The organism is Ruegeria arenilitoris (genome assembly GCF_013032855.1).
GTDB classification, from domain to species: domain Bacteria; phylum Pseudomonadota; class Alphaproteobacteria; order Rhodobacterales; family Rhodobacteraceae; genus Ruegeria; species Ruegeria arenilitoris.
Genome location: NZ_WQDA01000003.1, coordinates 170,088 through 195,761, shown reverse-complemented (window position 1 = coordinate 195,761; position 25,674 = coordinate 170,088). Strand labels below are relative to the sequence as shown.

Annotated in this window: 21 protein-coding genes and 2 tRNA genes; 12 read left to right on the top strand and 11 right to left on the bottom strand. The window is 61.3% G+C overall.

Annotated features, from left to right (window positions below):
* Positions 1 to 97 precede the first annotated feature (97 nt).
* The 9 genes from rpoD to GOW72_RS11085 form a co-directional block, all read right to left on the bottom strand.
* On the bottom strand, positions 98 to 2,086 hold the full coding sequence (gene rpoD, locus GOW72_RS11125) for an RNA polymerase sigma factor RpoD (RefSeq protein ID WP_170357505.1): 1,989 nt from the start codon (positions 2,084 to 2,086) through the stop codon (positions 98 to 100).
* A 114-nt stretch (positions 2,087 to 2,200) separates the two neighbouring features.
* Entirely contained in the window at positions 2,201 to 4,153 is a 1,953-nt protein-coding gene (dnaG, locus tag GOW72_RS11120) for a DNA primase (RefSeq protein WP_170366901.1), read from the bottom strand.
* An 80-nt stretch (positions 4,154 to 4,233) separates the two neighbouring features.
* On the bottom strand, positions 4,234 to 4,530 hold the full coding sequence (locus tag GOW72_RS11115; protein WP_170357503.1) for a hypothetical protein: 297 nt from the start codon (positions 4,528 to 4,530) through the stop codon (positions 4,234 to 4,236).
* Between the two features lie 33 nt (positions 4,531 to 4,563).
* Positions 4,564 to 5,109 (bottom strand): sarcosine oxidase subunit gamma, encoded by a 546-nt coding sequence (locus GOW72_RS11110; RefSeq protein ID WP_170357502.1) that lies wholly within the window; start codon positions 5,107 to 5,109, stop codon positions 4,564 to 4,566.
* Positions 5,102 to 8,035 carry a sarcosine oxidase subunit alpha family protein gene (locus GOW72_RS11105; protein WP_170366900.1) on the bottom strand — a complete coding sequence of 978 codons (2,934 nt, stop codon included), beginning with the start codon at positions 8,033 to 8,035 and terminating at the stop codon, positions 5,102 to 5,104. The genes GOW72_RS11110 and GOW72_RS11105 overlap by 8 nt, the downstream gene beginning before the upstream one ends.
* A complete protein-coding gene (locus GOW72_RS11100) occupies positions 8,032 to 8,295 on the bottom strand; it encodes a sarcosine oxidase subunit delta (RefSeq protein WP_170366899.1) in 264 nt (87 codons plus the stop codon). Before GOW72_RS11100 ends, GOW72_RS11105 begins: the two co-directional genes overlap by 4 nt.
* 51 nt (positions 8,296 to 8,346) lie before the next feature.
* A complete protein-coding gene (locus tag GOW72_RS11095; protein ID WP_170366898.1) occupies positions 8,347 to 9,600 on the bottom strand; it encodes a sarcosine oxidase subunit beta family protein in 1,254 nt (417 codons plus the stop codon).
* Positions 9,601 to 9,734: 134 nt separating this feature from the next.
* Positions 9,735 to 10,535, bottom strand: a complete 801-nt coding sequence (locus GOW72_RS11090) for a hypothetical protein (protein ID WP_170340080.1) — start codon at positions 10,533 to 10,535, stop codon at positions 9,735 to 9,737.
* 198 nt (positions 10,536 to 10,733) lie between these two features.
* The gene (locus GOW72_RS11085) at positions 10,734 to 12,164 is read right to left on the bottom strand and encodes a Glu/Leu/Phe/Val family dehydrogenase (protein WP_093961747.1); all 1,431 of its coding nucleotides are present in this window, start codon (positions 12,162 to 12,164) and stop codon (positions 10,734 to 10,736) included.
* 328 nt (positions 12,165 to 12,492) lie between these two features.
* Here GOW72_RS11085 and GOW72_RS11080 point away from each other — a divergent pair, with 328 nt between their 5' ends.
* Genes GOW72_RS11080 through GOW72_RS11070 form a run of 3 tightly spaced genes read left to right on the top strand, consistent with a single transcriptional unit; the run spans position 12,493 to position 15,390 of the window.
* Complete coding sequence (locus GOW72_RS11080; protein WP_170366897.1) at positions 12,493 to 14,262, top strand: TadE/TadG family type IV pilus assembly protein; 1,770 nt, start codon at positions 12,493 to 12,495, stop codon at positions 14,260 to 14,262.
* Complete coding sequence (locus tag GOW72_RS11075; protein WP_170357498.1) at positions 14,259 to 14,819, top strand: TadE/TadG family type IV pilus assembly protein; 561 nt, start codon at positions 14,259 to 14,261, stop codon at positions 14,817 to 14,819. The genes GOW72_RS11080 and GOW72_RS11075 overlap by 4 nt, the downstream gene beginning before the upstream one ends.
* Complete coding sequence (locus GOW72_RS11070) at positions 14,806 to 15,390, top strand: TadE/TadG family type IV pilus assembly protein (protein WP_093961744.1); 585 nt, start codon at positions 14,806 to 14,808, stop codon at positions 15,388 to 15,390. The genes GOW72_RS11075 and GOW72_RS11070 overlap by 14 nt, the downstream gene beginning before the upstream one ends.
* Before the next feature lie 3 nt (positions 15,391 to 15,393).
* Here GOW72_RS11070 and GOW72_RS11065 read toward each other — a convergent pair whose 3' ends face one another.
* Complete coding sequence (locus GOW72_RS11065) at positions 15,394 to 15,864, bottom strand: hypothetical protein (protein WP_170339740.1); 471 nt, start codon at positions 15,862 to 15,864, stop codon at positions 15,394 to 15,396.
* Positions 15,865 to 16,022: 158 nt separating this feature from the next.
* On the opposite strand from GOW72_RS11065, the gene GOW72_RS11060 reads away from it, so the two are divergent.
* Entirely contained in the window at positions 16,023 to 16,934 is a 912-nt protein-coding gene (locus GOW72_RS11060; protein ID WP_170366896.1) for a pirin family protein, read from the top strand.
* A gap of 31 nt (positions 16,935 to 16,965) precedes the next feature.
* On the opposite strand, the gene GOW72_RS11055 is transcribed toward GOW72_RS11060, so the two are convergent.
* Positions 16,966 to 17,553: a TetR/AcrR family transcriptional regulator gene (locus GOW72_RS11055; protein ID WP_170366895.1), complete on the bottom strand. Its 588-nt coding sequence runs from the start codon at positions 17,551 to 17,553 to the stop codon at positions 16,966 to 16,968.
* A gap of 100 nt (positions 17,554 to 17,653) precedes the next feature.
* Between GOW72_RS11055 and GOW72_RS11050 the strand changes: the two genes are divergently transcribed.
* From GOW72_RS11050 to GOW72_RS11015, 8 genes are all read left to right on the top strand, one after another.
* The gene (locus GOW72_RS11050) at positions 17,654 to 17,902 is read left to right on the top strand and encodes a hypothetical protein (protein WP_170366894.1); all 249 of its coding nucleotides are present in this window, start codon (positions 17,654 to 17,656) and stop codon (positions 17,900 to 17,902) included.
* Positions 17,903 to 18,034: 132 nt separating this feature from the next.
* Complete coding sequence (locus GOW72_RS11045; RefSeq protein ID WP_170339748.1) at positions 18,035 to 19,321, top strand: homoserine dehydrogenase; 1,287 nt, start codon at positions 18,035 to 18,037, stop codon at positions 19,319 to 19,321.
* Between the two features lie 72 nt (positions 19,322 to 19,393).
* Positions 19,394 to 20,377, top strand: coding sequence for a class II fructose-bisphosphatase (gene glpX, locus GOW72_RS11040; RefSeq protein ID WP_170366893.1), 984 nt, complete (start codon positions 19,394 to 19,396; stop codon positions 20,375 to 20,377).
* A gap of 69 nt (positions 20,378 to 20,446) precedes the next feature.
* Positions 20,447 to 22,189, top strand: coding sequence for a single-stranded-DNA-specific exonuclease RecJ (recJ, locus tag GOW72_RS11035; RefSeq protein WP_170366892.1), 1,743 nt, complete (start codon positions 20,447 to 20,449; stop codon positions 22,187 to 22,189).
* A gap of 109 nt (positions 22,190 to 22,298) precedes the next feature.
* Positions 22,299 to 22,373: transfer RNA gene (locus tag GOW72_RS11030), tRNA-Glu, on the top strand.
* A 24-nt stretch (positions 22,374 to 22,397) separates the two neighbouring features.
* Positions 22,398 to 22,472 (top strand) — tRNA-Glu (locus tag GOW72_RS11025).
* Positions 22,473 to 22,791: 319 nt separating this feature from the next.
* Entirely contained in the window at positions 22,792 to 24,531 is a 1,740-nt protein-coding gene (locus GOW72_RS11020; protein WP_170339174.1) for an ABC transporter substrate-binding protein, read from the top strand.
* 93 nt (positions 24,532 to 24,624) lie between these two features.
* Entirely contained in the window at positions 24,625 to 25,674 is a 1,050-nt protein-coding gene (locus GOW72_RS11015; protein WP_170366891.1) for an ABC transporter ATP-binding protein, read from the top strand.

Genomic DNA, 25,674 nt, shown 5'->3' with positions numbered 1-25,674 from the left:
CTTGCGAATTCCCGCCAAATTGAATTCACGTTTGGTCAGCGTGAACCAAACCACAGCTCAAATGAAAAAAGGCGCCTCGGTCGAGGCGCCTTTTTGATCACTGATCCAGGAAGGACCGCAGCTTTCGGCTTCGGCTGGGATGTTTCAGCTTGCGCAGGGCCTTGGCTTCGATCTGCCGGATACGTTCGCGCGTCACGCTGAACTGCTGTCCAACCTCTTCCAGCGTGTGGTCGGTGTTCATGCCGATGCCGAAGCGCATCCGCAGAACCCGCTCCTCGCGCGGGGTGAGCGAGGCCAGTACCCGCGTGGTGGTTTCCTTGAGGTTTTCCTGAATGGCGCTGTCCAGCGGCAGCACGGCATTCTTGTCCTCGATGAAATCGCCCAGTTGGCTGTCTTCCTCGTCGCCGATCGGAGTTTCCAGAGAGATCGGCTCTTTGGCGATCTTCATCACCTTGCGGACCTTTTCCAGCGGCATCTGAAGCTTTTCGGCCAGCTCTTCCGGCGTCGGCTCGCGGCCGATCTCGTGCAGCATCTGGCGGCCGGTCCGCACCAGCTTGTTGATCGTCTCGATCATGTGCACCGGAATACGGATGGTGCGCGCCTGATCCGCGATCGAGCGCGTGATCGCCTGACGGATCCACCAGGTCGCATAGGTCGAGAACTTGTAGCCACGGCGGTATTCGAACTTGTCCACCGCCTTCATCAGGCCGATGTTGCCTTCCTGAATGAGATCAAGGAATTGCAGGCCACGGTTCGTGTATTTCTTGGCGATCGAAATCACCAGGCGCAGGTTGGCCTCGACCATTTCCTTCTTGGCCTGACGCGCCTCTTTCTCGCCTTTCTGGACCTGCTGCACGATGCGGCGGAATTCGCTGATGTCCAGACCGACATACTGACCGATCTGCGCCATGTCGTTGCGAAGTTCCTCGACCTTGTCGGACGAGCGTTCGATGAACATTTGCCAGCCCCGGCCCGGCTTTTGAGCCATGTCGGACAGCCAGTTGGGATCAAGTTCACGACCGCGATACTCGTCAATGAACTCACGGCGGTTGATGCGGGCCTGGTCGGCCAGCTTCACCATGGCACTGTCCAGCGACATCACCCTTTTGTTGATGCCGTACAACTGATCGATCAGGGCTTCGATCCGGTTGTTGTGCAGATGCAGGCCATTCACCAGCTCAACGATCTCGGCGCGCAGCTTTTGATAGGTCTGCTCATCCTTGTCGCTGAACGACCCATCCTCGTTCAGAGTTGCCGAGATCCGGCTGTCCTGCATTTCCGAGAGCTTTGCGAAATCCGTCGAGATCCGCTCAAGCTGAGTCAGAACCTGATCTTTCAGTGCCGCTTCCATCGCGGCCAAAGACATGTTCGCCTGATCGTCTTCATCATCGTCATCGTCGTTGGCAATCGGGTTGCCGTCAGCATCCAGTTCGGGACCCGTGTCCTTGGCGGGCTTGGCGGCCGTGACAGCCGAAGTATCCACCACCGGCTCTTCTACGTCGCCATCCTCGTCCATCTGATTGCCGAACGTCGCTTCCAGATCGATGACATCGCGCAGCAGGATGTCCTCGGACAACAGTTCGTCATGCCAGATCGAGATCGCCTGGAAGGTCAGCGGGCTTTCGCAAAGCCCGAGGATCATGGTGTTGCGACCGGCTTCGATCCGTTTCGCGATGGCGATTTCGCCCTCGCGGCTCAGCAGTTCTACAGACCCCATCTCGCGCAGATACATGCGCACCGGGTCATCGGTCCGGTCCAGCTTTTCGGTTTGCGCACCGGCCAGCGCAACCTCGCGGTTGCTGTCGGTGGTGACCAGATCGGTCGAGCCCTTCTGCTCTTCCTCTTCGGCCTCTTCGTCTTCGATGATGTTGATGCCCATCTCGGACAGCATCGACATCACGTCCTCGATCTGTTCCGAACTGACCTGATCCGGCGGCAGGACCTGGTTGAGCTGATCGTAAGTGATGTAGCCTTTCTCGCGAGCCTCGGCGATCATCTTCTTGACCTGGGCCTGGCTCATGTCCAGCGAGATTTCCTGTTCCTGGTCGTCGGACTTCCGTTCCTCGTTGGTATCCTTGGCGGCCATTCAGTGCTCCTGCAGGGATGGGTGATTCGATGAGACCGAATCATTAGCGCGTAGAAGTGATTCGGCCACCCGTTTACCCGTTTTTCTTTTCCAGTGCTTTATGAAAACACCACTTCAGCGGCGTTTCCGCTCGAACTTGATACCGGACATGATCGCCTGAAACGCGTCTTTCTCGTCACGATTGATTCGCGCCCCGTTGTCCGCAATGTCGAAAATGGCCCTGTCCTCGTTCTGGCTGCGGCTTGCGCGGTTGCGCTCTTCGGCGGCCTGGGCCAACCGGAACGTCAACGCTTCGTCCGCCAGTTCGGACAATTCCTCTTCGGCTTCAGCAATCTCGGCATCCAGCCCCCGGAGCGCTTTGATTTTTGCGAGTTCCTCGGCCAGAGTCATCTGTGCCTTTTCGACGTCGCCCGGTTTGTGCACACAGGGGATTACAGCGACATGGCGAAGGGCCAGCAGGTTTTCAAGAGGGGCCGGCCCCAAAGACTGAACAATGTGCTCTTTGAGGTTGTCGGGATCGTCGATCGCGTGCCGCAGGATCGCATCGCGCAGGGCCGCGTGATCGGGGTTCAGGCATTCCATCTCTTCCAGTTGGTGCTCGAATTGCACGACCACCTCAGGGTTCAGGATTGCAATCGCCAGGATTGCCGCTTCACGCAGTTGGATATCCGCATTCTCCGAGGACGCAAGGAACGAGGCCCGCGCATCCGGAGTTGCCGACGGTTTTGGCGGTTGCCATTTGCCTTTCGGCTGCCAGTTTCGAGCCACTGCCCCTTGCCGCTGCGGGCGGAAAAGCTGCCAGCGGAGGTCCTTGATTTCCTGCCCGTAGTGCGACCGGATCGAAGGATCACGGATCAACTGGATCTTTTCGCGCAGCGCCTTGTCGAGGGCCGCCTTGCGCTCGGGGCTGTCGAACACCTTGTCCTCGGTCTCGCGCCGCCACAGAAGCCTGACCATCGGAATGGCCGCGTCCAGCACCGCCTGAACCGCCGCCGGGCCTTCGGCGCGCAGCAGATCGTCGGGGTCCTTGCCCTCGGGCATCAGGGCAAACCGCAGAGACTTGCCGGCCACCAGCAACGGCAACGCCAGGTCGATGGCCCGCATCGCCGCACGCAGACCGGCCGTGTCGCCATCCAGCGCGATGATCGGCTCATCGGCGATGCGCCACAGCATGTGCAACTGATGTTCGGTGATCGCGGTGCCCAGCGGTGCGACGGCGGCGCCGAAACCTGCCTCGGACAGGGCAATCACATCCATATAGCCCTCGGCCACGACCAGCGGTTGCCCCTTGCCTGCCGCCTGACGGGCCGGTCCGTGGTTGTAGAGGCTTCGCCCCTTGTCGAACAGCGCGGTTTCGGGCGAGTTCAGATACTTGGCGTTGTCATTGGGGTCCATCGCCCGCCCGCCGAACGCGATGCACCGGCCGCGTGGATCGCGGATCGGGAACATGATGCGGTTGCGGAAGGTGTCATAGGGCTTTTTGCCCTTGTTCGACGGCTTGGCCAGACCGGCGCCCAGGATCAGGTCCTCGGCCACGTTCTTGCCGCGCAGATGGTCCCACAACGCCTGCCAGCCATCGGGCGCAAACCCGATTTCCCAGCGATCCAACGCCTGAGCGTCCAGACCGCGGCGGTCCATATAGGCGCGCGCCTCGGCCCCTGCCCCGGTCTTGAGTTGCAGGCGAAAGAACTGTACCGCCTGCTCCATAACATCGGCCAATTGCGCCCGATGGTCCTGCTTTTCCTGCGCCTTGGGGTCGCGAGCGGGCATCGGCAATCCGGCCTCGCGCGCCAGGATCTCGACCGCCTCGATGAACGAGACGTTCTCGGTTTCCTTCACAAAGCTGATCGCGTCGCCCTTGGCGTGACACCCGAAGCAGTAATAGAACCCCTTTTGGTCATCCACATGGAACGAGGCGGTTTTTTCGTGATGGAACGGGCATGGCGCCCACATGTCGCCCTTGCCCGGATTGGACTTGCGGTTGTCCCACATGACCTTGCGTCCGACGACCTGAGACAGGCTCAGACGGGTGCGCAGCTCATCCAGAAATCCAGGGGGCAAAGACATGTGTCATACATGGCAGAAACCGGGCCGCCCGCCAAGGGCGCGGCAGGCCTTTGTCCACAGCCAATTCGCGGCCCTGTGGATTACTGCTGCAGGCACAGCTCCATCCAGGCGGCGCCAAGGTCTTTTTTGCGGATGTCGCGCATCTTCTGCTCATAGACCCACGGTGTGATCAACGGGATCGCAGCGTTGTAGTTCTCGGGCCAGGTCGGGCCGGCCTCGGCCACCGCTTCCGGAACGTCCCGTTCTTTCACACGATCAAGACGGGCTTTTTGTACCGCCGCCACAACGTCTGCTTGATAGCGGCAGCTTTGCTCCTTGGTTTCAGCGGCAGCCAGCGGTGTGGCAAGCAGAGTGGCGGCAAGTGCGATGCGCAGCATAAGGTCCCCTTGGAATCAGTTCTTTGCAACAGTCTAACCGCGTGCTGCCACACCTTCCATTGCCCTCTGCAGATCATGCACCAACGATGTGGCCATCGACCGGAACACCATGATCTGAAAGGCTTTCTCGCCAACCCGAGTGATTGACGCCGTCATGTGAAACAGCAGCGTGCGCGCCGTATGTCCGCGCTTGAATTGTTGCGGGCGCAGATCGACGGGCACCAGACGGGCCAGAACATCCTCGGCCCCGTCGCCCTCAAGCCGCACCACGGCCCAGGCATCGGACTGGTCGACGACCGCGGCGTGGGCGGACAGCAACGGGTCCGGCGTGGAGCCGATCAGCATGACCTGACCCGGGCCGAACCAGACCGCCCGCGCGCCCGACTTCCCGGTGGCCCGGTTCGGGGCCGGCAGCGCCATGCCATGCGCCGCCTTCATCGCCTCGGACAGCGATTTGGCCTGCCCTTGAAAGGCCGAAACCGCATGTATCGCGCCCGGGTCGACCTCGGTGACCGAGACCGTTCCGATGGTCAGCGGCAGCAGCCCGTCGCACAGGGTCTGGGCAATCAGCTTATCCACGTACACGCTCTCCCTCTGGGTCAAAAAACACCGGGTCAGTCACCTCGCACAGCGTGGTCACGCCGCGCAGATGATCGACCATTTTGACGATCTCGCCATGACGGTCGGGGCCATCGGCCAGAAACGCCAGCCCCAGCATGCTGCCCAGCGTCGGCGAGTAGCAGACCGAGGTCACATAGCCCTGATCGTTGGTGCGCACCGGCGCGTCCTCTTCGTTGTACAGATGGGCGCCGGCCAGCAACTGGCGGCTTTCCCCGATGGGTTTGAGGCCGACCAACCGCTCGCGCCCCGGCTCCTCAAGCCCCGGGCGTTCGGACATGGTCTTGCCGATACAGTCCTTTTTCTGCGACACCATCCGGCCCATCCCGATGTCAAAGGCCGTCGTCCGCCCGTGGATTTCTGCATGGGTGATGAACCCCTTCTCGATCCGCAGGACGTTCAGCGCCTCCATCCCATAGAGGCCACCGCCCAGCGCCTCGGCCTGTCGGGTCAGGATGTCGAACAGGCTGGCCCCATACCGCGCAGGCAACGCAATCTCGTAGGCGTGTTCGCCCGAGAACGAGATCCGGAACAGACGCCCCGGCACCCCCAGAACCGAAACCGGCCCGCAGGCCATGAACGGCCACGCAGCATCATCCAGCGGGGTGTCCAGCAGGCCGTTCAGCACCTCGCGCGATTTGGGGCCGGCCACGGCGAATTGCGCCCATTGTTCCGTCACTGAAACCAGCGACACGTCCCAATCGGGCCGCAGACCCTGACGCACGAATTCAAGATGCTTCATCACGTCACCGGCGGCGGCGGTCGTGGTGGTCATCAGGAAATGACTGTCACCCAATCGCGCGGTGGTGCCGTCATCCATGACGAACCCGTCCTCGCGCAGCATCAGCCCATAGCGCACGCGCCCGACCTTCAGTGTCGAAAACGTGTTGGTATAGACGAAATCCAGAAACTGCGCGGCGTCGCGCCCCTGAATGTCGATCTTGCCCAGGGTCGAGACATCGCACACGCCGACCGCCGTGCGCACCATCTGAACCTCGCGGTCGCAGGATTGGCGCCATGTGGTCTCGCCCGGCTGCGGGAAATAGCTGGGCCGATACCACAGCCCCGCCTCGACCATCGGCGCCCCGCGCGCCACCGACGCCTTGTGCGAGGTGGTTAAGCGCTGCGGCTTGAACCCCGCCCCCTCGGCCCCCGCGCCCAGCGCGGCAATGGCAATCGGCGAGTAAGGCGGGCGAAAGGTGGTGGTTCCGGTCTCGGGGATCGCCCGCCCGGTGGCATCCGCAAGGATGGCCAGCGCCGCGACATTCGAGTTCTTGCCCTGATCGGTGGCCATGCCTTGCGTGGTATAACGCTTCATGTGCTCGACCGAGCGGAAGTTTTCGGTCGCGGCCTGTTTGACATCCTTGACGGTCACGTCGTTCTGGAAATCCAGCCACGCGCGGCCTTTGCCCGGCACCCCCCACAGCTGCGCGATTTCACAAGGCTGATCCTCGGCCTGCGGCGGCGCGGGCTTGGATGCCTTGAGGCCCAGATCACCCAGCGCCTCGGTCGCAGCCGAAATGCCCTCGCGCAGACAGGCGGCGGTCGAGAACGCGCCGTTGCAGGCCCCGGCCGTGCGCATCCCGGGCACGGCGCCCGGCGTGGGCACGAAGGCGGCAATGTCACGCCGCCAGGTCGGTCGCCCGTTCATGTGGCAGGTCAGGTGGACCGAGGGGTTCCATCCGCCGGTCATCGCGAGGCAATCGGTCTGAATGCGCTCTTCTCCGCTGGCGCGGCGCACGGTTATCGACTCCAGCCCCTTGCGCCCCGAAGTACCGCAGACCTGCGCCCCGCGCAGCACCGGATAGTCGGTCGACACCGGCCCGTCATGGCGGCTGTCGATCACGGCGGCAACGTGGACCCCGGCGGCCAGCAGGTCGCGGGCCGTCCGGTGGATGTCATCGGTGTTGCCGAAAATCGTGACACTCCGGCCAGCGGCGACGCCCCAGCGGTTCAGATAGGCCCGCACGGCCCCGGCGGTCATGATGCCGGGCCGGTCATTATTTCGAAACGCCACCGGGCGTTCCAGCGCCCCGGCCGCCAGAACCGAGCGGCGGGCGGCGATCCGCCAATAGGTTTCCAGCGGCGCACCGGCGGGACGGTCGCCCGTATGGTGCATGACCCGTTCGAGCGCAGCAAAGGTGCCCTGGTCGTAGGCACCCGCCACGGCCGTGCGGGTCATCAACCGCACATTCTCCATCGCACGCAGCTCGGCCAGAACCTCGTCTACCCAGACGTGACCCGGCTTGCCATCCACCTCGAGCGTTTCGGCCAGCAGCCGCCCGCCCATCTGGTTGCTTTCATCAGCCAGAATGACATCCGCCCCGGCCCGGCCGGCCGTCAGGGCGGCCATCAAGCCCGCCGGGCCAGCCCCGATCACCAGTAGGTCGCAAAAGGCATAGGCGCTTTCATATGTGTCGGCGTTGGCCTGCCCGGACAGCGCGCCCAACCCCGCGGCGCGGCGGATCATCGGCTCGTACAGATTCTCCCAGAAGCTGCGAGGCCACATGAAGGTCTTGTAGTAGAAGCCCGCCCCCAGGAAGGGCGCGGCCAGATCGTTCACCGCCATCACGTCGAAATTCAGGCTGGGCCAGCGGTTCTGGCTGCGCGCCTCCAGGCCCGGATAGATCTCTTGCATCGTGGCCCGCACATTCGGGTCCTGCGCGGCGCCTCGGCCGATGGTGACCAGCGCATTCGGCTCTTCACTGCCGGCGGTCAGGACGCCGCGCGGACGATGATACTTGAACGACCGCCCCATCAGGCGCACGCCATTGGCCAGCAGCGCCGAGGCCAGTGTGTCGCCCTGAAAGCCCGAATACCGGATGCCGTCAAAGGAAAATTCGACCGGAGTGCCGCGGTCGATCAGCCCCCTGTCCGCGACCCTCATCGTTTGCCCCCGGACGCAGGCTCTGTCGCCGATACTTCGTGGGTCAGCGTGTTGCGTGTCACGACGATCCATGCGCCGCAGCCGCCTTCGTGATACCACAGATCCCGCGTCTCGCCCGCGGGGTTGTCGCGCAGATAGACGAAATCGTCCCAAGCGTCAGGCCCGGCATCCGGAGCGGGCCGGTCCAGATCGACGGCGGCCCCGCGATAGTAGAACTCGCGGCGGTCGCGCTCACCGCAATACGGGCAGGTGATCCTCATTGCCGCGCCTCCTGGCTTTCACGAACATTCGAACGAAACATCCCGGCACCCCTAATGCAGATTGTGCTGAGAGCCCTTGCCCTCTTCATCGATGATCCCGCGCCCGGTGCGGAAACGATCCAGCCGGAACCCTGTCGCGTTCTCGTGGTACCGGTCGGTGGCCATCAGGTGGGCAAACACGTTGCCCGAGCCCGGAACCGCCTTGAACCCGCCGTAGTTCCAGCCGCAGTTCAGATACAGCCCGTCGATAGGGGTGCGGTCGATGATCGGCGACCCGTCCGGCGACATGTCCATGATCCCGCCCCAGGACCGCAGTACCCGGGCTTTGCCGATCATCGGCATCAGGGCCACGCCGGCTTCCATCACGCTTTCGACCGTCGGCAGATTGCCCCGCGCCGCGTAGGAGGCATAGAAATCCAGGTCGCCGCCGAACACCAGCCCGCCCTTGTCGGATTGGCTGATGTAGAAATGCCCCATGCCGAAGGTCACGACATGGTCGATACAGGGCTTCAGCCCTTCGGTCACGAAGGCCTGCAGCACGTGGCTTTCGATCGGCAAACGCATTCCGGCCATCGCCGCGACCTGACTGGACCGGCCCGCAACCACAATCCCTACCTTCCTGGCTCGGATCGCCCCGCGCGTCGTCTGCACCCCGCGCACGGCGCCGTTTTCGATGTCGATGCCGGTGACCTCGCAATTCTGGATCAGATCCACCCCGCGCTGATCCGCCCCGCGGGCATAGCCCCAGGCCACGGCATCATGCCGGGCCGTGCCGCCGCGCGGATGATACAGACCGCCATAGATGGGAAAGCGCAGATCGTCATAGTTCAGATAGGGCAGCATCTCGCGCAGTGCATCGCGGTCCAGCAGGATGGCATCGTCGCCCTGGCTGATCATCATGTTGCCCCGCCGCGCGGCCGCGTCCCGCTGCCCGTCCGAATGGAACAGGTTGATGATGCCCCGCTGCGAATGCATCACGTTGTAGTTCAGGTCCTCTTCCAACCCCTCCCACAGCTTGAGGGAATGTGAATAGAACTCGGAATTTCCTTGCAGAAAATAGTTGGCGCGCACGATCGTCGTGTTGCGCCCCACATTGCCGCCGCCGATATAACCCTTTTCCAGCACGGCGACATTTGTCAGGCCGTGTTCTTTCGCCAGATAGTACGCGGTGCTGAGACCATGCCCCCCACCGCCGATGATGACGATGTCGTACTCGGCTTTGGGCTCGGGATCACGCCAATGCGCCGTCCAACCCTTGTTGCCCGTCAGTCCTTCCTTCAGGACGCGAAAGCCGGAAAAGCGCATTCAGATCTCCCTGCGGGTTTGCTGGCATCAAACCAACTTCCAACAGGAGTAGCAATCCGGGCTCGGGGCTCCGCATCCGTTTTCGACAAGAACTTGTCAACGCGCGACCAAACCCGTCGCAAACGAAATCGCCCTCAGAACCGCAGACGGAAGGCAACGCCCACGATCGGAGCGGTATCATAGCCCTGCCGGCTGACCTCTTGCCCTGCTGCGTTGTCCAGGCGCAACTCGCCGTCAAACTCGGCGCCCGCAAATGCCGACAGCGAAACTCCGGGGTTTGGCGCGTATTCAACCGACAGAACAACCGGGATGCTGCTGTCCTCGCCTACGCCGCCCGGTGCCAACCCGTTATCGTTCAACTGAAAGCGGACCCTCTCGGACCGAACGGCAAGTCCCACGCTGACACTTTCCGAAGCCTTGTATTCCAGCGTGACCCCGGGGCCTTGAGTGGCCCCCAACGCGCGCCCGGTGCTCAGACGCCAGCGCTCGGCAAAGGTCCAGTCGACCAGAAGCGCGGGAAAGACTTCGAGGTCATTCGTTCCAACCTCGGAGAACACGCCAAAAGCCGGGCCGATGCGCAGATTGGGGTTCACCGCCCATGAAATGCCGGCGAAAGCACCATAGGTGAAACCGTCCGAGGCACTGGCGCCGGTCTCATAGTCCCATCTCAATTGGGGTGAGACGATCACGGCAGCGCCGTTGTCCAGAGTGAAGCGCAATGGAACGCTCAGGCGAATGTCGCGGATGTCGTCCCACGGCTGGTTTCCGGGCAACCCGAAATCGTAAGAAAACTGCCCGAAACTCGCCAGCAAGCCCACAAAGGACCCGTCACCATAGCTGTAAATGCCGCCTGCCCGCAGAAATGCGCGCGATGCGCTGAAATCACCGCCGTCTTCAAGATCGGCGCTGCCCTGATAGACAGCCAACCCTTCCACAGTCGGCGTCCATCCCTGCCGGGGTTGGGCGATGGCAGCAGTCGCATGCGCCAGGGTCGCGGATCCTATCGCCGCGGCCCAAGCTACAGAACGGGTAATTTGCATGAGATCCTCGCTGGTTTCACTGCCTGAACTCCAGCGCAGGATGTGCGGCAACCGGACTTTTTGTCAAAGCCCGATTGCCCGGTTTCCGAGACGTCAGAGGCCCTTGGCCCGATAGCTCTTGGCGACACGGTCGATGGACACGATGTATGCCGCGGTGCGGAGGTCATCGACGTCGTCGCGATCGTGCCAGACCTCGCTCATGGCCTGGTAGGCGATGCGCATCGTGTCATCCAGGCCCGAGCGCACCAACTCAAGCTCATCCGCGCCTTTGAGGTACTTGGCCTTGAAGTCCGGAGACATCGACCATGCATCGCCAAGATAGCGGTCCAACCGCTCCAGCTCTTTCACGATCAACTCGTGCCGCGCCTCTTCCTGACGGCGCTGCATCCGGCCAAAACGGATGTGGCTGAGGTTCTTGACCCACTCGAAATACGATACCGTCACACCGCCAGCGTTCGCATACATGTCTGGAATGATCACGGTGCCTTTCTTGCGCAGCACTTCGTCGGCCCCGGCGGTCACCGGACCGTTCGCGGCCTCGATGATCAACGGCGCCTTGATGCGCTCGGCATTGGACAGGTTGATCACTCCTTCCAGCGCGGCCGGGATCAGAATGTCACATTCCTCTTCCAGCACAGCAGTGCCCTCGGCGGTGTGCGTTGCATCCGGGTAGCCGTTCACACCGCCATGTTTGACGATCCACTGGTGAACCGCCTCAACGTCGATCCCCTCGGGGTTATAGATCGCACCGTCACGTTCGATGATGCCCACAACCAAAGAGCCGTCTTCCTCACTCAGGAACTTGGCCGCGTGATAGCCCACGTTGCCCAGGCCTTGAACGATGACCCGCTTGCCGTCCAGCGAGCCTGACATACCAGCTTTCTTGACGTCCTCGGGGTGACGGAAGAATTCGCGCAGCGCGTACTGGATGCCACGCCCCGTCGCCTCGACCCGGCCCGAGATGCCGCCCGCATTCAGTGGTTTACCGGTCACACAGGCCCGCGCGTTGATGTCTGTGGTGTTCATCCGCGCATACTGGTCAGCCATCCATGCCATTTCACGCTCGCCGGTGCCCATGTCAGGGGCCGGGACGTTCTGCGACGGGTTGATCAGGTCGCGCTTGGCCAACTCATAGGCAAAACGACGGGTGATCTGCTCCAGCTCATGCTCTTCGTATTTGCGCGGGTCGATACGCAGACCGCCCTTGGACCCGCCAAACGGAGCCTCGACCAACGCGCATTTGTAGGTCATCAGCGCAGCAAGCGCTTCGACCTCGTCCTGGTTCACGGCCATCGCATAGCGGATACCGCCCTTTACCGGCTCCATATGCTCGGAATGAACCGAGCGATAGCCGGTGAAAGTATGGATCTGCCCCCGCAGACGCACGCCAAACCGAACGGTGTAGGTCGCATTGCAGACCCGGATCTTTTCCTCAAGCCCGGGCGGAAGATCCATCAGGGCAGCCGCCCTGTTGAACATCAGATCTACACTCTCCCGAAAGCTGGGTTCCTTGATGGCCGTCATAAAATCCTCCATGCCGGTTGACGTCGAGCGTCATGACGTTTTGTCGCACCCTTGGCAAGCAGCTGCAATCGCGATTTGCACTTTTTTTCATCAATTTATGAACAGCGCGTTTCGACCAACCGAGCCGAGTCGCGGACGTTTACGATTTCCGGAAATTGTCCCGAGCAACGAAACAAAGCCACCCTTTCCGGCCAGACTGCCGCCGTTTTTCATTCAAAAAGAGCACCATAGTGACGATCACGCCCAATTCTCGCCACGATCCACATCTAAATTATTAAAGTTCCGAAGAACTGGCTTCGCTGCTTTTGGCCGGCAAAAGGATTTCGTTATGCGCAATTTTGAATGGACATCGACACGGTCGGAGAAACCGCGCCAGGCAGACCGCTGCCGGGGCGCCGTCGAGTCTTTCGTGACCTCGGAAAGCGGGACGATGACCATCTTCGCCCTCTTCCTTCTGATGATCATCTTCACCGCGGCGGGCTTCGCCGTGGACGTTATGCGGTACGATCGCGAACGTGCGCGCCTGCAATATGCTCTGGACCGCGCCGTACTGGCGGCGGCCGACCTGGACCAGGACCTTTGCCCTAAGGACGTGGTCGTCGACTACCTCGCGAAGGAAGGCTTGGACCAGTACCTGGTTGGTGACCCGATCGTGGAACCCAATGTCTGCGGCGCGACCGCCGTTACGATCGAAGGCTACCGCAAGGTCCAAGCGAGCGCCCAGATGGATGTCGGCATGCACTTCATGCAGTGGTGGGATGTTGACTCGATCGTGAGCGCGGCAACCAGCGTTGCCGAAGAAGCCATTGATGATGTTGAGATTTCTTTGGTCCTCGACGTCTCTGGCTCGATGAACAGCTACAATCGCCTGGCCAACTTGAAAGTGGCGGCCAAAAACTTCGTGCAAGAGATGGCGGACAAGACCGAGGACGGGAAGCTGTCGATCTCGATCATCCCATACGCAACTCAGGTGTCGCTGCCCGACTATCTGATGGACGAATTCAGCACGACCGGCACCAATAACCGGGCAAACTGCATCAACTTCACCAGCAGCGAGTTCAACACCACCGCGCTGGACCCCGATACGATCCGCCAACGCACACTGCACTTCACGCCGTGGAGCACCTATGACCGGCGCCCCAGCAACGGCTACGTCTACAGCGAAGTCTGTGACGAACTCGCCAACCGTGAGGTCTCGGTCCTGCAAAAGGATCCGCAGGTTCTCAAAGATCACATCGAAAGTTTTACGGCCGGCGGAAACACGTCGATCGACGTCGGTCTGAAATGGGGTCTTGCCCTGCTTGACGAAAGCATTCAGCCGGTGATCGCACGCCTGGCGGGTGACGAAGTGCCTGCAGAGTTCGCCACCCGTCCCAACAGCTACTCCAGCAACGACTCGATGAAGGTTCTGGTGCTGATGACGGACGGCGCGAACACCACTCAGTACATGGTAAACGACCCCTACCGTGAGGGTACGTCTATTCTGTGGTGGAATGCCAAAAAGTCCACCTATTCGACCTATGACTACGAGACCGAGAAGTACTTCTGGCACGATGTCGACTATACCGAGTGGGACAGTAGCAAGGGTTGGTACTGGGGTCGCGAGATCTGGCAGGACGATCCCTATGGCAACGACGAGTATACTGTATATCGGTGCACCTACCGGTCCGGCGGCGTCTGCTACAACTTTGACTACAGCAGAAGCGAGACCCGCACTGTTCTGGACAACAATGGCGACCCCGCGACATCGGTCAACCTGACCTGGGCTCAGGTCTGGGAACGCACGACCCGTCGCGCGATCCGCGACCTGTTCCGCGAAGCGCTGGGGAGCACGAAAGGCAACACCTGGTACAACAACGCGGTCACTTCGATCGGGTCGGGCACCAAGGACCCGCGCGCGCGCGCTATGTGTGCCGCCGCTCGCGCCAATGGCATCGTAGTCTTCACTATCGCTTTCGAAGCTCCCGATCAGGGCAAGGCCCTTCTGAAAGACTGCAAAAGCGATGATGGCGCCTACTACGAGGCGACCGGTGACGAAATCGTCGACGTATTTGCATCGATCGGATCGACCATCCGCAATTTGAGGCTGACCCAATGATCAAGCGTTTGCTTCATCAATTCCGCACGTTCCGGCGGAAAGAAGATGGGATGGCGACGATCGAGTTCGTCTTCTGGTTCCCCATCTTCATCATGACGACTTATTCGGCCGTCGAAGTCGGAATCGGGGCCTTCAACCACGCCAATCTCGAGCGTGGTCTGGACGAAACGATCCGCGACGTTCGCCTGAACAACCTCGACAAGTATACCACCAACGTTCAGGATGGCTGGACCCACACTCTGTTGAAGGACATCGTCTGCGACAAGGCAGGCTACATTCCTGAGTGCAAGGAAAACCTGATCCTGGAAATGACCCGCGTCGATCCGTTTATTGGGACCACGCTGGATCCCAACCCCTACTGCATCGATACCCCGGCAACGATCCGCAACAGCCAGATCTTCGAGCCCGGCACGTCGGACGAACTGATGATCGTCCGCGCCTGCGTCGAGGTAAAGCCGCTGTGGTGGGGTACCATTCTGGGCGCCATCGCGCGGAAAAAGCCCAACGGTATGTACGAACTGCACGCAACAACGGTGTTTGTCTATGAACCGACCTGATCGCTCAATCTTCTCGCTGGCTGTCCGGTATCTGAAACGGTTTTCGCGCAAGGAATCCGGCGTGATCAGTGTCGAGGCCGTGATGATCTATCCCTTGCTCTTCTGGGGCATGTGTGCGTCCTATACGTTCTTCGACGGGTACAAGCAGAGCTCGCGGAATCTCAAGGCGTCTTATGCGATCGCCGACGTCATTTCCCGCGAACGCAATGACATCAACGCGACCTATATGGATACGCTGTATGACCTGCTGCAGCAGATGATGTCGGACCGCTCCGACGTGTCGATGCGCATCTCGTTCCTTCGCTTCGACCTGCCGGATGACCGGCACTATGTGCAGTGGTCCTGTATTCGCGGCGAAAGCTTTGAGGCGTGGACCGATGGCACCATCAGCGAAATCCGGGACAAGCTGCCCATCATGCCGGACAACGGCAAGATGATCCTGGTCGAAGTGAAGGACTTCTATCGCCGTCCCTTCCGCATCGGATACGGCGAAAACGAATTTGCCATGGACAATTTCGTATTCACCCACCCGCGCGTCTACGACAAGATCGACGCACCGGGCGGGTGCTGAGAGCTATTCGGCCTCGGCCAGCATCGCGGAAAGCATTTCTGACAGGAACTTGGTCTCAGCGGCGGACGTCATGCCGCCGACGCCAATACGTCGCCCGACGCGCCACCAAAGGCCCGGGGCCCAAGCCCTGCCCCGTTTGCTACGGGTCGTCAGCAGAAAGCCGTTTGACGGTTTGAAGGCGAACACACCCCGATCCACCCCTTCGATTTCACCAACCTCGGCAATCAGCTTGCCGCTGCCTGTCCGCAATTCCGTGCGCGTCAGCTCGATCCGGTCCGCGGTCGCATGCCAGACGCGATGCGCAAGCCAAAGCGCGCCACCTCCGACCACGAACAGGAACAGCTGCCATTCCGGCGCGGGCGGTGCGGCCAGGGCGACATATGTCACGAACGCGCCCACGGTGACGAGCATTCCCACGCCCATCCACCGCCGTGCCGATGAAGCCTGAATCGTTGCCAGTACGTCTTCTTGCATTTCCAACTCCGCCTTTGCCCGCCCCCCATACCCGCTTTCAGCGACAAGCAACAGGCCAAGACTCACCCGGCGCAATTTTGCACAGAAGCAGTGCTTTCTCGCGAATTGACCGTACTTCAGCGAAAATTAGATAACGGGTCCAGAGACAGGAGATCCAAATGTCGCTCAGACCAACACTCGAGACCCGCAAGGCCGTTCCGACGATGGAAGGCGCTGGTGTAAAGCTTCACCGCGCTTTTGGATTTCAGGATCCGTCCGAACTAGATCCCTTCCTGTTGTTTGATGACTTCCGCAACGAGCACCCGCAGGACTACCAGGCCGGCTTTCCCTGGCACCCTCACCGCGGCATTGAAACCATCACATACGTATTGTCAGGAACCGTCGATCACAGCGACTCGCTGGGCAACAGCGGCCAATTGGGTGCCGGAGACGTCCAGTGGATGACGGCAGGGTCCGGAATTCTGCATCAGGAAATGCCCAAGGGAAACGCATCCGGGCAGATGCATGGGTTTCAACTGTGGGGCAACTTGCCCTCAGCTCAAAAGATGACGGCGCCTCGGTACCAGGACGTTCAGGGCAAGGACATTCCCGAAGTGATCGATGATGATGGCACCACGGTGCGGGTCATCGTCGGCAAGTTCTGGGGCAAGACCGGGCCCGTGGATGGTATCGCCGCGGACCCGCAATACCTAGACGTATCGATTCCTGCAGGGGTGAAAAAGACTTTCAAGATAGATACTTATCGCCGTGCTTTTGCCTATGTTTTCGATGGGCGGGCCGCTTTCGCCGACGCCTCGCAACCGACCGGCGTTCTGCTTGAGAAGGAAGTTGCCGGGCAAGAGCTGAACATCCGCGACATGTCGGGCAACCGGACGCTGGTGCGGTTTGGTACCGGAGACGAAATAACAGTTCAGGCCGGACCTGAAGGTGTGCGATTCCTGTTGATCTCGGGTGCGCCGATCAATGAACCTGTAGCCTGGCATGGCCCGATCGTGATGAACACGCGCGCCGAACTCGAGCAGGCGTTTCGGGAGTTGCGCAACGGTACTTTCATCAAGCCCGCGCACTGACTACAGACAGGCAGTAACGTGGCGCGGCCAATCAGGCCGCGACCGCCTTGCGTACCATATCCCAATAAATCTGCTCGACCTCGTCCAGCGAAAGCCGTCCACCGGCCCTGTACCACGTCATGACACCATTCAACATGGCAATCACCGCCAGCGTCGCGATCTTCGCATCCTGAACCGAGAACAGGCCGTCCTTCTGGCCGGCCAGCAGGATGCTCTGCAACGCATCCTCATACCGTCGGCGCAGCTTTTCGATTTCGGCGAAGTTTTCAGGCGTCAGGTTTCGCAGCTCCATGTAGGCGATGAACACTTCGTCCGGTCGCTGCATGTGAAACCGGATGTGGAAACCCACGAATTGCCGCAGGGCACCCAATGCATCCGCCTGTGGTTCCAACGCTTCATAGGCCGTCAGCAGCTCTTGCATGTGGTCCTGCATCAGGCGGAACAGAAGGCTTTGCTTGTCCGGAGTGTAATTGTAGAGCGCACCAGCCTGCACTCCGACCTCCCCCGCGATTTGACGCATGGAAACAGCGGCATAGCCATGCCGTGCAAACAATCCCAGGGCGGCCTCGCGAATGCGGGGCCCGGTGATATCGGAATGAGAGCCTTGAGTACGTGCCATGGATCCATCGTATATGAACGTACGTTCATATAGAACCCCGCTTGAACCGTTCATGCAAAAAGTGCATCAACTTCAGGTTCCTCACTGTTCGGGTCGCGAAATGAAAGCTGTTTCCGTCATCCTGCCGCTGCTTCTCTTGGCCGCGTGCGCAGATATTCCCGAGTTGGAGGGAAGCGAAGCGGCCTCGGTAAAGGCCGCGCCCTACCCCAAGCTGATCCCGTTGAACCAGGTCAACGTGCCGCCCGTCGACCCGGTGAACGAGGCAGCCGCCGTGGAAGAAGAATTGGAACAACGGGCCGAGCGGCTGTCGCAAAAGGCACAGGCACTCCAGAACGCCGAGACCCAGTAAGCCCCGTACGCTCGCCCACTGCGCAACAACTCTGTCCCTGACGGATTGCGCCGCCGCGTTGAACCAGCTATGGCAGCCGACAAAGGACCTTGCGTCCAACAGGCAGACTTCGAGCGGAAAGGAACCCACGGAATGACACAGGCGCTACGGCTTGGAATTGCTGGCTTGGGAACCGTGGGTGTGGGCGTCGTCAAGATCGTGCGCCGTCATGCCGAATTGCTCCAAGCACGCACTGGTCGTCCGATCGAGATCGTTGCCGTTTCGGCGCGCGACGCCGCCAAAGATCGCGGGGTGAACCTGTCCGGCTTCGCGTGGGAAACCGACCCTGTGGCCTTGGCCAAGCGCGACGACATCGATGTGTTCGTCGAGCTGATGGGGGGTGAAAATGGCCCGGCAAAGGCCTCGGTCGAGGCGGCATTGGCCAGCGGCAAGGATGTGGTCACCGCAAACAAGGCGCTGCTGGCCATTCACGGCCAGGCATTGGCGGAACAGGCCGAAGCCGCGAGCCGCGTGATCCGGTTCGAGGCCGCCGTGGCCGGAGGAATTCCGGTCATAAAATCCCTTACCGAAGGGTTGGCCGGGAATGACATCAAGCGCGTCATGGGCGTGATGAATGGCACCTGCAACTATATCCTGACCCGAATGCAGTCGCAGGGATTGGGCTACAACGCCCTGTTCGAGGAGTGCGCTCAGTTGGGGTATCTCGAAGCGGATCCCAACCTTGACGTTGGCGGCATCGACGCGGCGCACAAGTTGGCGCTGTTGGCCTCGATCGCGTTTGGAACAAAGCCGAATTTCGACGGGATCGAGATCGAGGGCATTCAGCATATCAGCCTGGACGACATCCATCAGGCCGACGATATGGGCTACCGCATCAAGCTGCTTGGCGTTGCGCAGCGCACGCCGCGCGGGCTTGAACAACGGATGCAACCCTGCCTGGTACCCAGTGACTCGCCTTTGGGGCAGCTGGAAGGCGGCACCAACATGGTGGTCATTGAGGGCGACGCCGTCGAACAGATCGTTTTGCGCGGACCCGGCGCTGGCGAAGGCCCGACGGCCAGTGCGGTGATGGGGGATGTTTGCGACCTGGCTCGGGGCCTGCGGATTTCCACCTTTGGTCAACCCGCCACGTCGCTGGTCGACTCCAAGCCCGCAATCACCGGCCTGCCTGCCCCTTATTATCTGCGCCTTGCATTGCTGGACAAACCAGGTGCGCTGGCCAAGGTGGCCGCGATTCTGGGAAATGCCGGCGTTTCAATCGACCGGATGCGCCAATACGCACATGCCGAGGACACGGCACCGGTACTGATCGTTACACACAAGACCACACGCGCCACGCTGGACGTTGCGTTGGAGGACTTGCGCACCACGGATGTGGTTGCGGGCGAACCGGTAGCTCTGCGTATCGAGCAGGTTTGAACCCTTGCGGCCTGCGCCACGAGCAGGCTATGCCAGTCAGGACGTCTTCGCTTTACCAAAGGATTACATCGCATGAGCGCTGCCAAAATCGATTTCAACGACCGCCTTCTGTCCCTTGGACTTGCGCGCGTGGCTGAGCAGGCCGCTCTGGCCTCGGCCTCGCTGGTCGGACGCGGAGACGAGAAAGCCGCCGACCAGGCCGCGGTCAACGCGATGCGTGAACAGCTGAACCTGCTGGATATCGCTGGCGTGGTAGTCATCGGTGAAGGCGAACGCGACGAAGCGCCGATGCTGTATATCGGCGAAGAGGTCGGCACCGGCAACGGCCCGGGCGTGGACATCGCTCTGGACCCGCTCGAGGGTACGACGCTGACCGCAAAAGATATGCCCAACGCCTTGACCGTCATCGCGATGGGTCCGCGCGGTTCGATGCTGCACGCGCCAGACGTCTACATGGACAAGCTGGCGATCGGGCCGGGCTTCCCCGATAACGTGGTGACACTGGACATGTCCCCGCGGGAAAGGGTTGAGGCGCTGGCCAAGGCCAAAGGATGCACCCCCGAGGACATTACCGTTTGCATACTGGAACGTCCGCGCCATGAGGCGATGATAGCCGAGGTGCGCGAAACCGGCGCTGCGATCCGCCTGATCACTGACGGGGACGTTGCTGGCGTCATGCACTGTGCCGAGTCCGAGACGACCGGCATCGACATGTACATGGGCCAGGGTGGCGCGCCCGAAGGCGTTCTGGCGGCCGCCGCGCTGAAATGCATGGGTGGCCAGATCTTTGGACGCCTGATGTTCCGCAATGATGACGAACGCGGTCGGGCGGCCAAAGCCGGTATTGCCGATCTGGATCGTGTCTATGCCCGCGACGAGATGGTCACCGCCGATGTGATCTTTGCGGCGACCGGTGTCACCGGCGGGTCGCTGCTGCCGCGGATCAAGCGGGAACCCGGTTGGGTCGAGACGACGACCCTGCTGATGCGCTCGAAAACCGGATCGGTGCGGCGCATGTCCTACCGCACCCCCATTTGGCCGCATGTCGAAGGCTGAGGGGCCCCGCAGACACAACCGTTCAAGGGCCGGGTCCGACAGGATTCGGCCCTTTTCAGGAGAAGTGGATTGAGCTTTCTGGGTGTTGAACAGTCTTTGACGGGCCGCCGGTGGATTGGTCCATCGCCTGAATTGGACCGGGCCGCCGAGATGCTGGCCCAGCAGACCGACCTGCCCCGCCCCCTGTGCCAAGTGCTGGCACGGCGCGGTGTCTTGCCGATGGAGGCCGAGAGCTTTCTGTCTCCAAAACTGCGCGACCTTCTTCCCGATCCTCGCAGCGTGCGCGACATGGAGATCGCCGCAACGCGGTTCCTGAAAGCGGTGCGGGACAACCAGCGCATCGCCGTTTTCGCCGATTATGATGTCGACGGCGGCAGCTCGGCAGCCCTGTTGCTGGTTTGGCTCAGGCAGATGGGGCGTCAGGCGACCTTGTATGTGCCCGATCGTATCGACGAGGGCTATGGCCCCAACGCCCCCGCCATGAGCCAGCTTGCTGAAACGCATGATCTGATCATCTGCGTGGACTGCGGCACGCTCAGCCACGAAGCAATTGCCGCAGCCAAGGGGGCCGATGTGATCGTTCTCGATCACCACCTGGGCGCCGAAACGCTGCCGGATTGCGTGGCCGTGGTGAACCCCAACCGCCAGGATGAAAGCGGTGACCTGGCCCATCTGTGTGCTGCAACCGTTGTCTTTCTGATGTTGGTCGAGGCCGGGCGCCAACTGCGCGAGGCCAACGCCCAAGGTCCGGACCTGATGGCGATGCTGGATTTGGTCGCGCTGGCGACCGTGGCAGACGTGGCACCTCTGATCGGGATCAACAGGGCGCTGGTTCAGCAGGGTTTGAAAGTGATGGGGCAGCGGCAACGCCCCGGACTGGTTGCGCTGTCCGAAGTGGCGCGTATGGATTCGGCGCCCAACAGTTACCATCTGGGTTTTCTGCTTGGGCCGCGCATCAATGCCGGCGGCCGGGTTGGGCAGGCAGACCTCGGCGCGCGGTTGCTCAGCACCGACTCGGTGACCGAGGCCGAGGCCTTGTCCCGGCGCCTTGATGACCTGAACACCGAACGGCGCGACATCGAAAATGCGGTCCGCGCCGCAGCGCTGGCGCAGGCCGAAGAACGTGGATTGGATGCGCCGCTGGTGTGGGCTGCAGGTGACGGCTGGCATCCCGGCGTCGTTGGGATCGTGGCGGCTCGCCTGAAAGAGGCGTCGAACCGTCCCGCCGTCGTGATTGGTTTCGACGGTGACGAAGGCAAAGGCTCGGGCCGTTCGGTCTCGGGTGTCGATCTTGGTGCATCAATCCACCGGTTGGCCGCCGAGGGTTTGTTGGTCAAGGGCGGCGGTCACAAGATGGCCGCAGGTCTGACCGTGATGCGCGACCAGCTGGAACCGGCGATGGAGAGACTCTCGGAGTTGCTGGCAAAACAGGGGGCGGGCCAAGCCGGTCCTGCCGACCTCAAGCTGGACGGTGCGCTGATGCCCGGGGCGGCCTCGGTTGATCTGATCGAAAAGATCGAGCAGGCCGGCCCATTTGGCGCCGGGGCCCCTGCCCCTCGATTTGCAATGCCCGACCTGCAGGTCCGCTTTGCCAAGCGGGTCGGAGAAACCCATCTGAAGCTGTCGCTGTCGGACGGAATGGGTGGTGGGCTGGACGCGATTGCATTTGGTGCCTTTGACGGACCGATGGGCGAAAGGCTGTCAAATCACGGTGGCGCGCGGTTCCATTTTGCCGGTCGGCTCGAGGTCAATACATGGGGTGGAAGGCAAAGCGTGCAGTTGCGCCTGGAAGACGCGGCCGATGCAAATTGACCGCTGACGCCACTGCCTTTTTTGACCCGCAAAAAAGTTTCCTGGCCGTGCGTTTTTCGTCTTGCGGGTGGGGGGCGTAATCCGTAAAAGGCCCTCCACAAGCCAGCGTGGCCCGTTCGTCTATCGGTTAGGACGCCAGGTTTTCAACCTGGAAAGAGGGGTTCGATTCCCCTACGGGCTGCCACTTGTGCTTGGGCAATGCTGACGTGGCCCGTTCGTCTATCGGTTAGGACGCCAGGTTTTCAACCTGGAAAGAGGGGTTCGATTCCCCTACGGGCTGCCATTTTCGCCCCCGAGAAACGCAAATCGCGCGCTACCACTGCGGCGACTTTCTGCATCCAGATTTGCAGCTCGACCAAGCGGTGACGCCAAAAAATCCATAACGAAGCGTCATTGGTATGCTCTTTTCGCCTAGCCGATGACGCCACGTCGGGTGGGATAAAAACCATATATTTTCAATTCTATAGTCGTTGAATTCGTTGGGTCGAACAGGCCAATTTCGCCATTTACTAATTTTTTAGTTTGACAGACTCGCGAAAAATCGCTGATGCTGTTCGTCATCCGGTTCGCGCCGGAGAACCATAAATTTTGGGAGGAGAAAGATGCGGAAACATCTTTTGTCCGCAGTGGCGGCGGCTGCCGTCATTGCGGGGCACGGTCCTGTTTGGGCCGACGAAGCCGCAGCACAGCGCTGGGTCGACGACGAATTCCAGCCATCCACCTTGTCGAAAGACGAGCAGATGGCGGAAATGCAGTGGTTCATCAAGGCTGCCGAACCGTATGCCGGGATGGAGATCAACGTTCTGTCCGAAGGTATCCCGACCCACTCGTATGAATCCGAAGTTCTGACGAAGGCGTTCGAGGAAATCACCGGCATCAAGGTCAACCACCAGATCCTGGGTGAAGGTGAGGTCGTTCAGGCCGTTCAGACGCAGATGCAGACCGGACGGAACCTGTATGACGGCTATGTCAACGACAGTGACTTGATCGGTACGCACTCGCGCCTGCAACTGGCCTATCCCCTGTCGGACATGATGGCGGGTGATTGGGCGGCGACAACCTCGCCGACGCTGGACCTGGATGACTTCATGGGTATCCAGTTCACCACCGGTCCCGACGGCAAGCTGTACCAGCTGCCCGACCAGCAATTCGCCAACCTGTACTGGTTCCGCAAGGACTGGTTCGATGACGAAGCCAACAAGGCCGCATTCAAGGAAAAATACGGCTATGATCTGGGCGTTCCGGTCAACTGGTCTGCCTACGAGGATATCGCCGAATTCTTCACCAATGATGTGAAGGAAGTCGACGGTGTCGCGATCTATGGCCACATGGACTACGGCAAGCGCGCGCCTGACCTTGGGTGGCGGATGACCGACGCCTGGCTGTCGATGGCCGGTGCCGGCGACAAGGGCGAGCCGAACGGTGTGCCCGTCGACGAATGGGGCATCCGCATGGAAGCGGGCACCTGCAACCCGGTCGGCGCGTCGGTGTCGCGGGGTGGTGCCGCAAACGGCCCGGCAGCGGTTTATGCGATCCGCAAATGGGACGAGTGGTTGCGGGCCTATGCGCCTCCGGGTGCGGCGTCCTACGACTTCTACCAATCGCTGCCCGCCCTGTCGCAAGGCAACGTGGCCCAGCAGATTTTCTGGTACACGGCCTTTACCGCCGACATGGTCAAGCCCAAGTCCGAAGGCAACAATACCGTCGATGATGAGGGCAACCCGCTGTGGCGGATGGCGCCCAGCCCGCATGGCCCCTATTGGGAAGAAGGCCAGAAGGTTGGCTATCAGGATGTGGGATCGTGGACTTTCCTGAAGTCCACCCCGTCGGATCGGGCACAGGCAGCGTGGCTCTACGCTCAGTTCGTGACGTCCAAGACTGTCGATGTGAAGAAGTCCCATGTGGGTCTGACCTTCATCCGCGACAGCTCGGTCAACCACGAGTCGTTCACCGAACGCGCACCCAAGCTGGGCGGCCTGGTCGAGTTCTACCGCTCGCCCGACCGTGTGGCGTGGTCGCCGACCGGCATCAACGTTCCCGACTATCCGAAGCTGGCCCAAATCTGGTGGCAGCAGATCGGTGACGTGAACTCGGGCGCCTTCACCCCGCAAGAGGCGATGGACCGTCTGGCTGAAGAGATGGACATCACCATGGCCCGCATGCAGGCCGCGGATGAAAGCGCCGGCGTCTATGGCGGCTGTGGTCCGCGCCTGAACGAACCGCAGGATCCGGCCTTCTGGCTGGAGAAGCCGGGCGCGCCGAAAGCCAAGCTGGAGAACGAGAAGCCGCAAGGCCAGACCGTCAACTACGACGAACTGGTGGCACGCTGGCAGTCCCAGTAAGCCACTACTCCCCGGGGGGCGCCGGTACCGGCGCCCCTTACCAACCAAGACCAAACAGCGTTGCCACGCGCTGCGGGATCGGAACCCACGGACATGATCGAACTACAAAACGCAACCAAGCGGGTCGGCACCGTTACCCATATCAAACCCACGTCCCTGACGCTGCAGACCGGCCATTTCAACGTGCTGCTGGGCGCGACCGGGTCGGGCAAGACCTCTCTGATCAAGATGATGGCCGGCCTGGATCCGATTGCCTCGGGCAAAGTTCTGATGGATGGGCAGGACGTGACCCGGCTGAGCACACAAAAACGCAAGATCAGCCTCGTGCACCAGTTCTTCGTGAACTACCCGCATATGACTGTATTCGACAACATTGCATCGCCCCTGCGCGTTGCCGGAATGGCGCAATCCGAGATCGAAGGCCGCGTGGAAGAGGCCGCCGACCTGCTGCAACTGCGCCCGATGCTGCACCGTCGTCCGCATGAACTGTCAGGCGGCCAACAGCAACGCACCGCACTGGCCCGCGCCATCGCCAAGGACAGCCGCGCCGTGTTCCTGGACGAGCCACTAGCCAACCTGGACTACAAGCTGCGCGAGGAATTGCGCGAGCAGTTGCCCGAGCTGTTCGCCGGGCGCGGCGCCGTGGTGGTCTATGCCACGTCCGAACCCGAAGAGGCGCTGCTGCTGGGCGGCTACACCGCCTTGATGGAAGACGGCCGCGTGACCCAGTTCGGCCCGACGGCGGACATCTATCGCAATCCCGAAAACCTCGCCGCCGCGCGGGTGTTTTCTGACCCGCCCATCAACGTGGCCCGCGTCACGGTCGTCGGTGCCCAAGCGCGCTTGGCCGGTGGAGGCGGATGGACTGTGACCGGGATTGCCGATGGCGAATACATGGTCGCCGTGCGTCCGCACCGTGTTACTCCGCTCAAGGCTTCTGACGACGACGTTGAACTGACCGGTCGCGTGATCGTGACCGAGCTGTCCGGGTCCGACTCCAGCGCGCATTTCCAACATGGCGAGGACGCCTGGGTGTCTCTGGCTGCAGGGGTCCACCCCTATCAAGTGGGCGAGGACCACACATTCTACATGAACCCGGCCCATTGCCGGTATTTCGGCCAAGACGGCAAAAGGGTGGCCTGA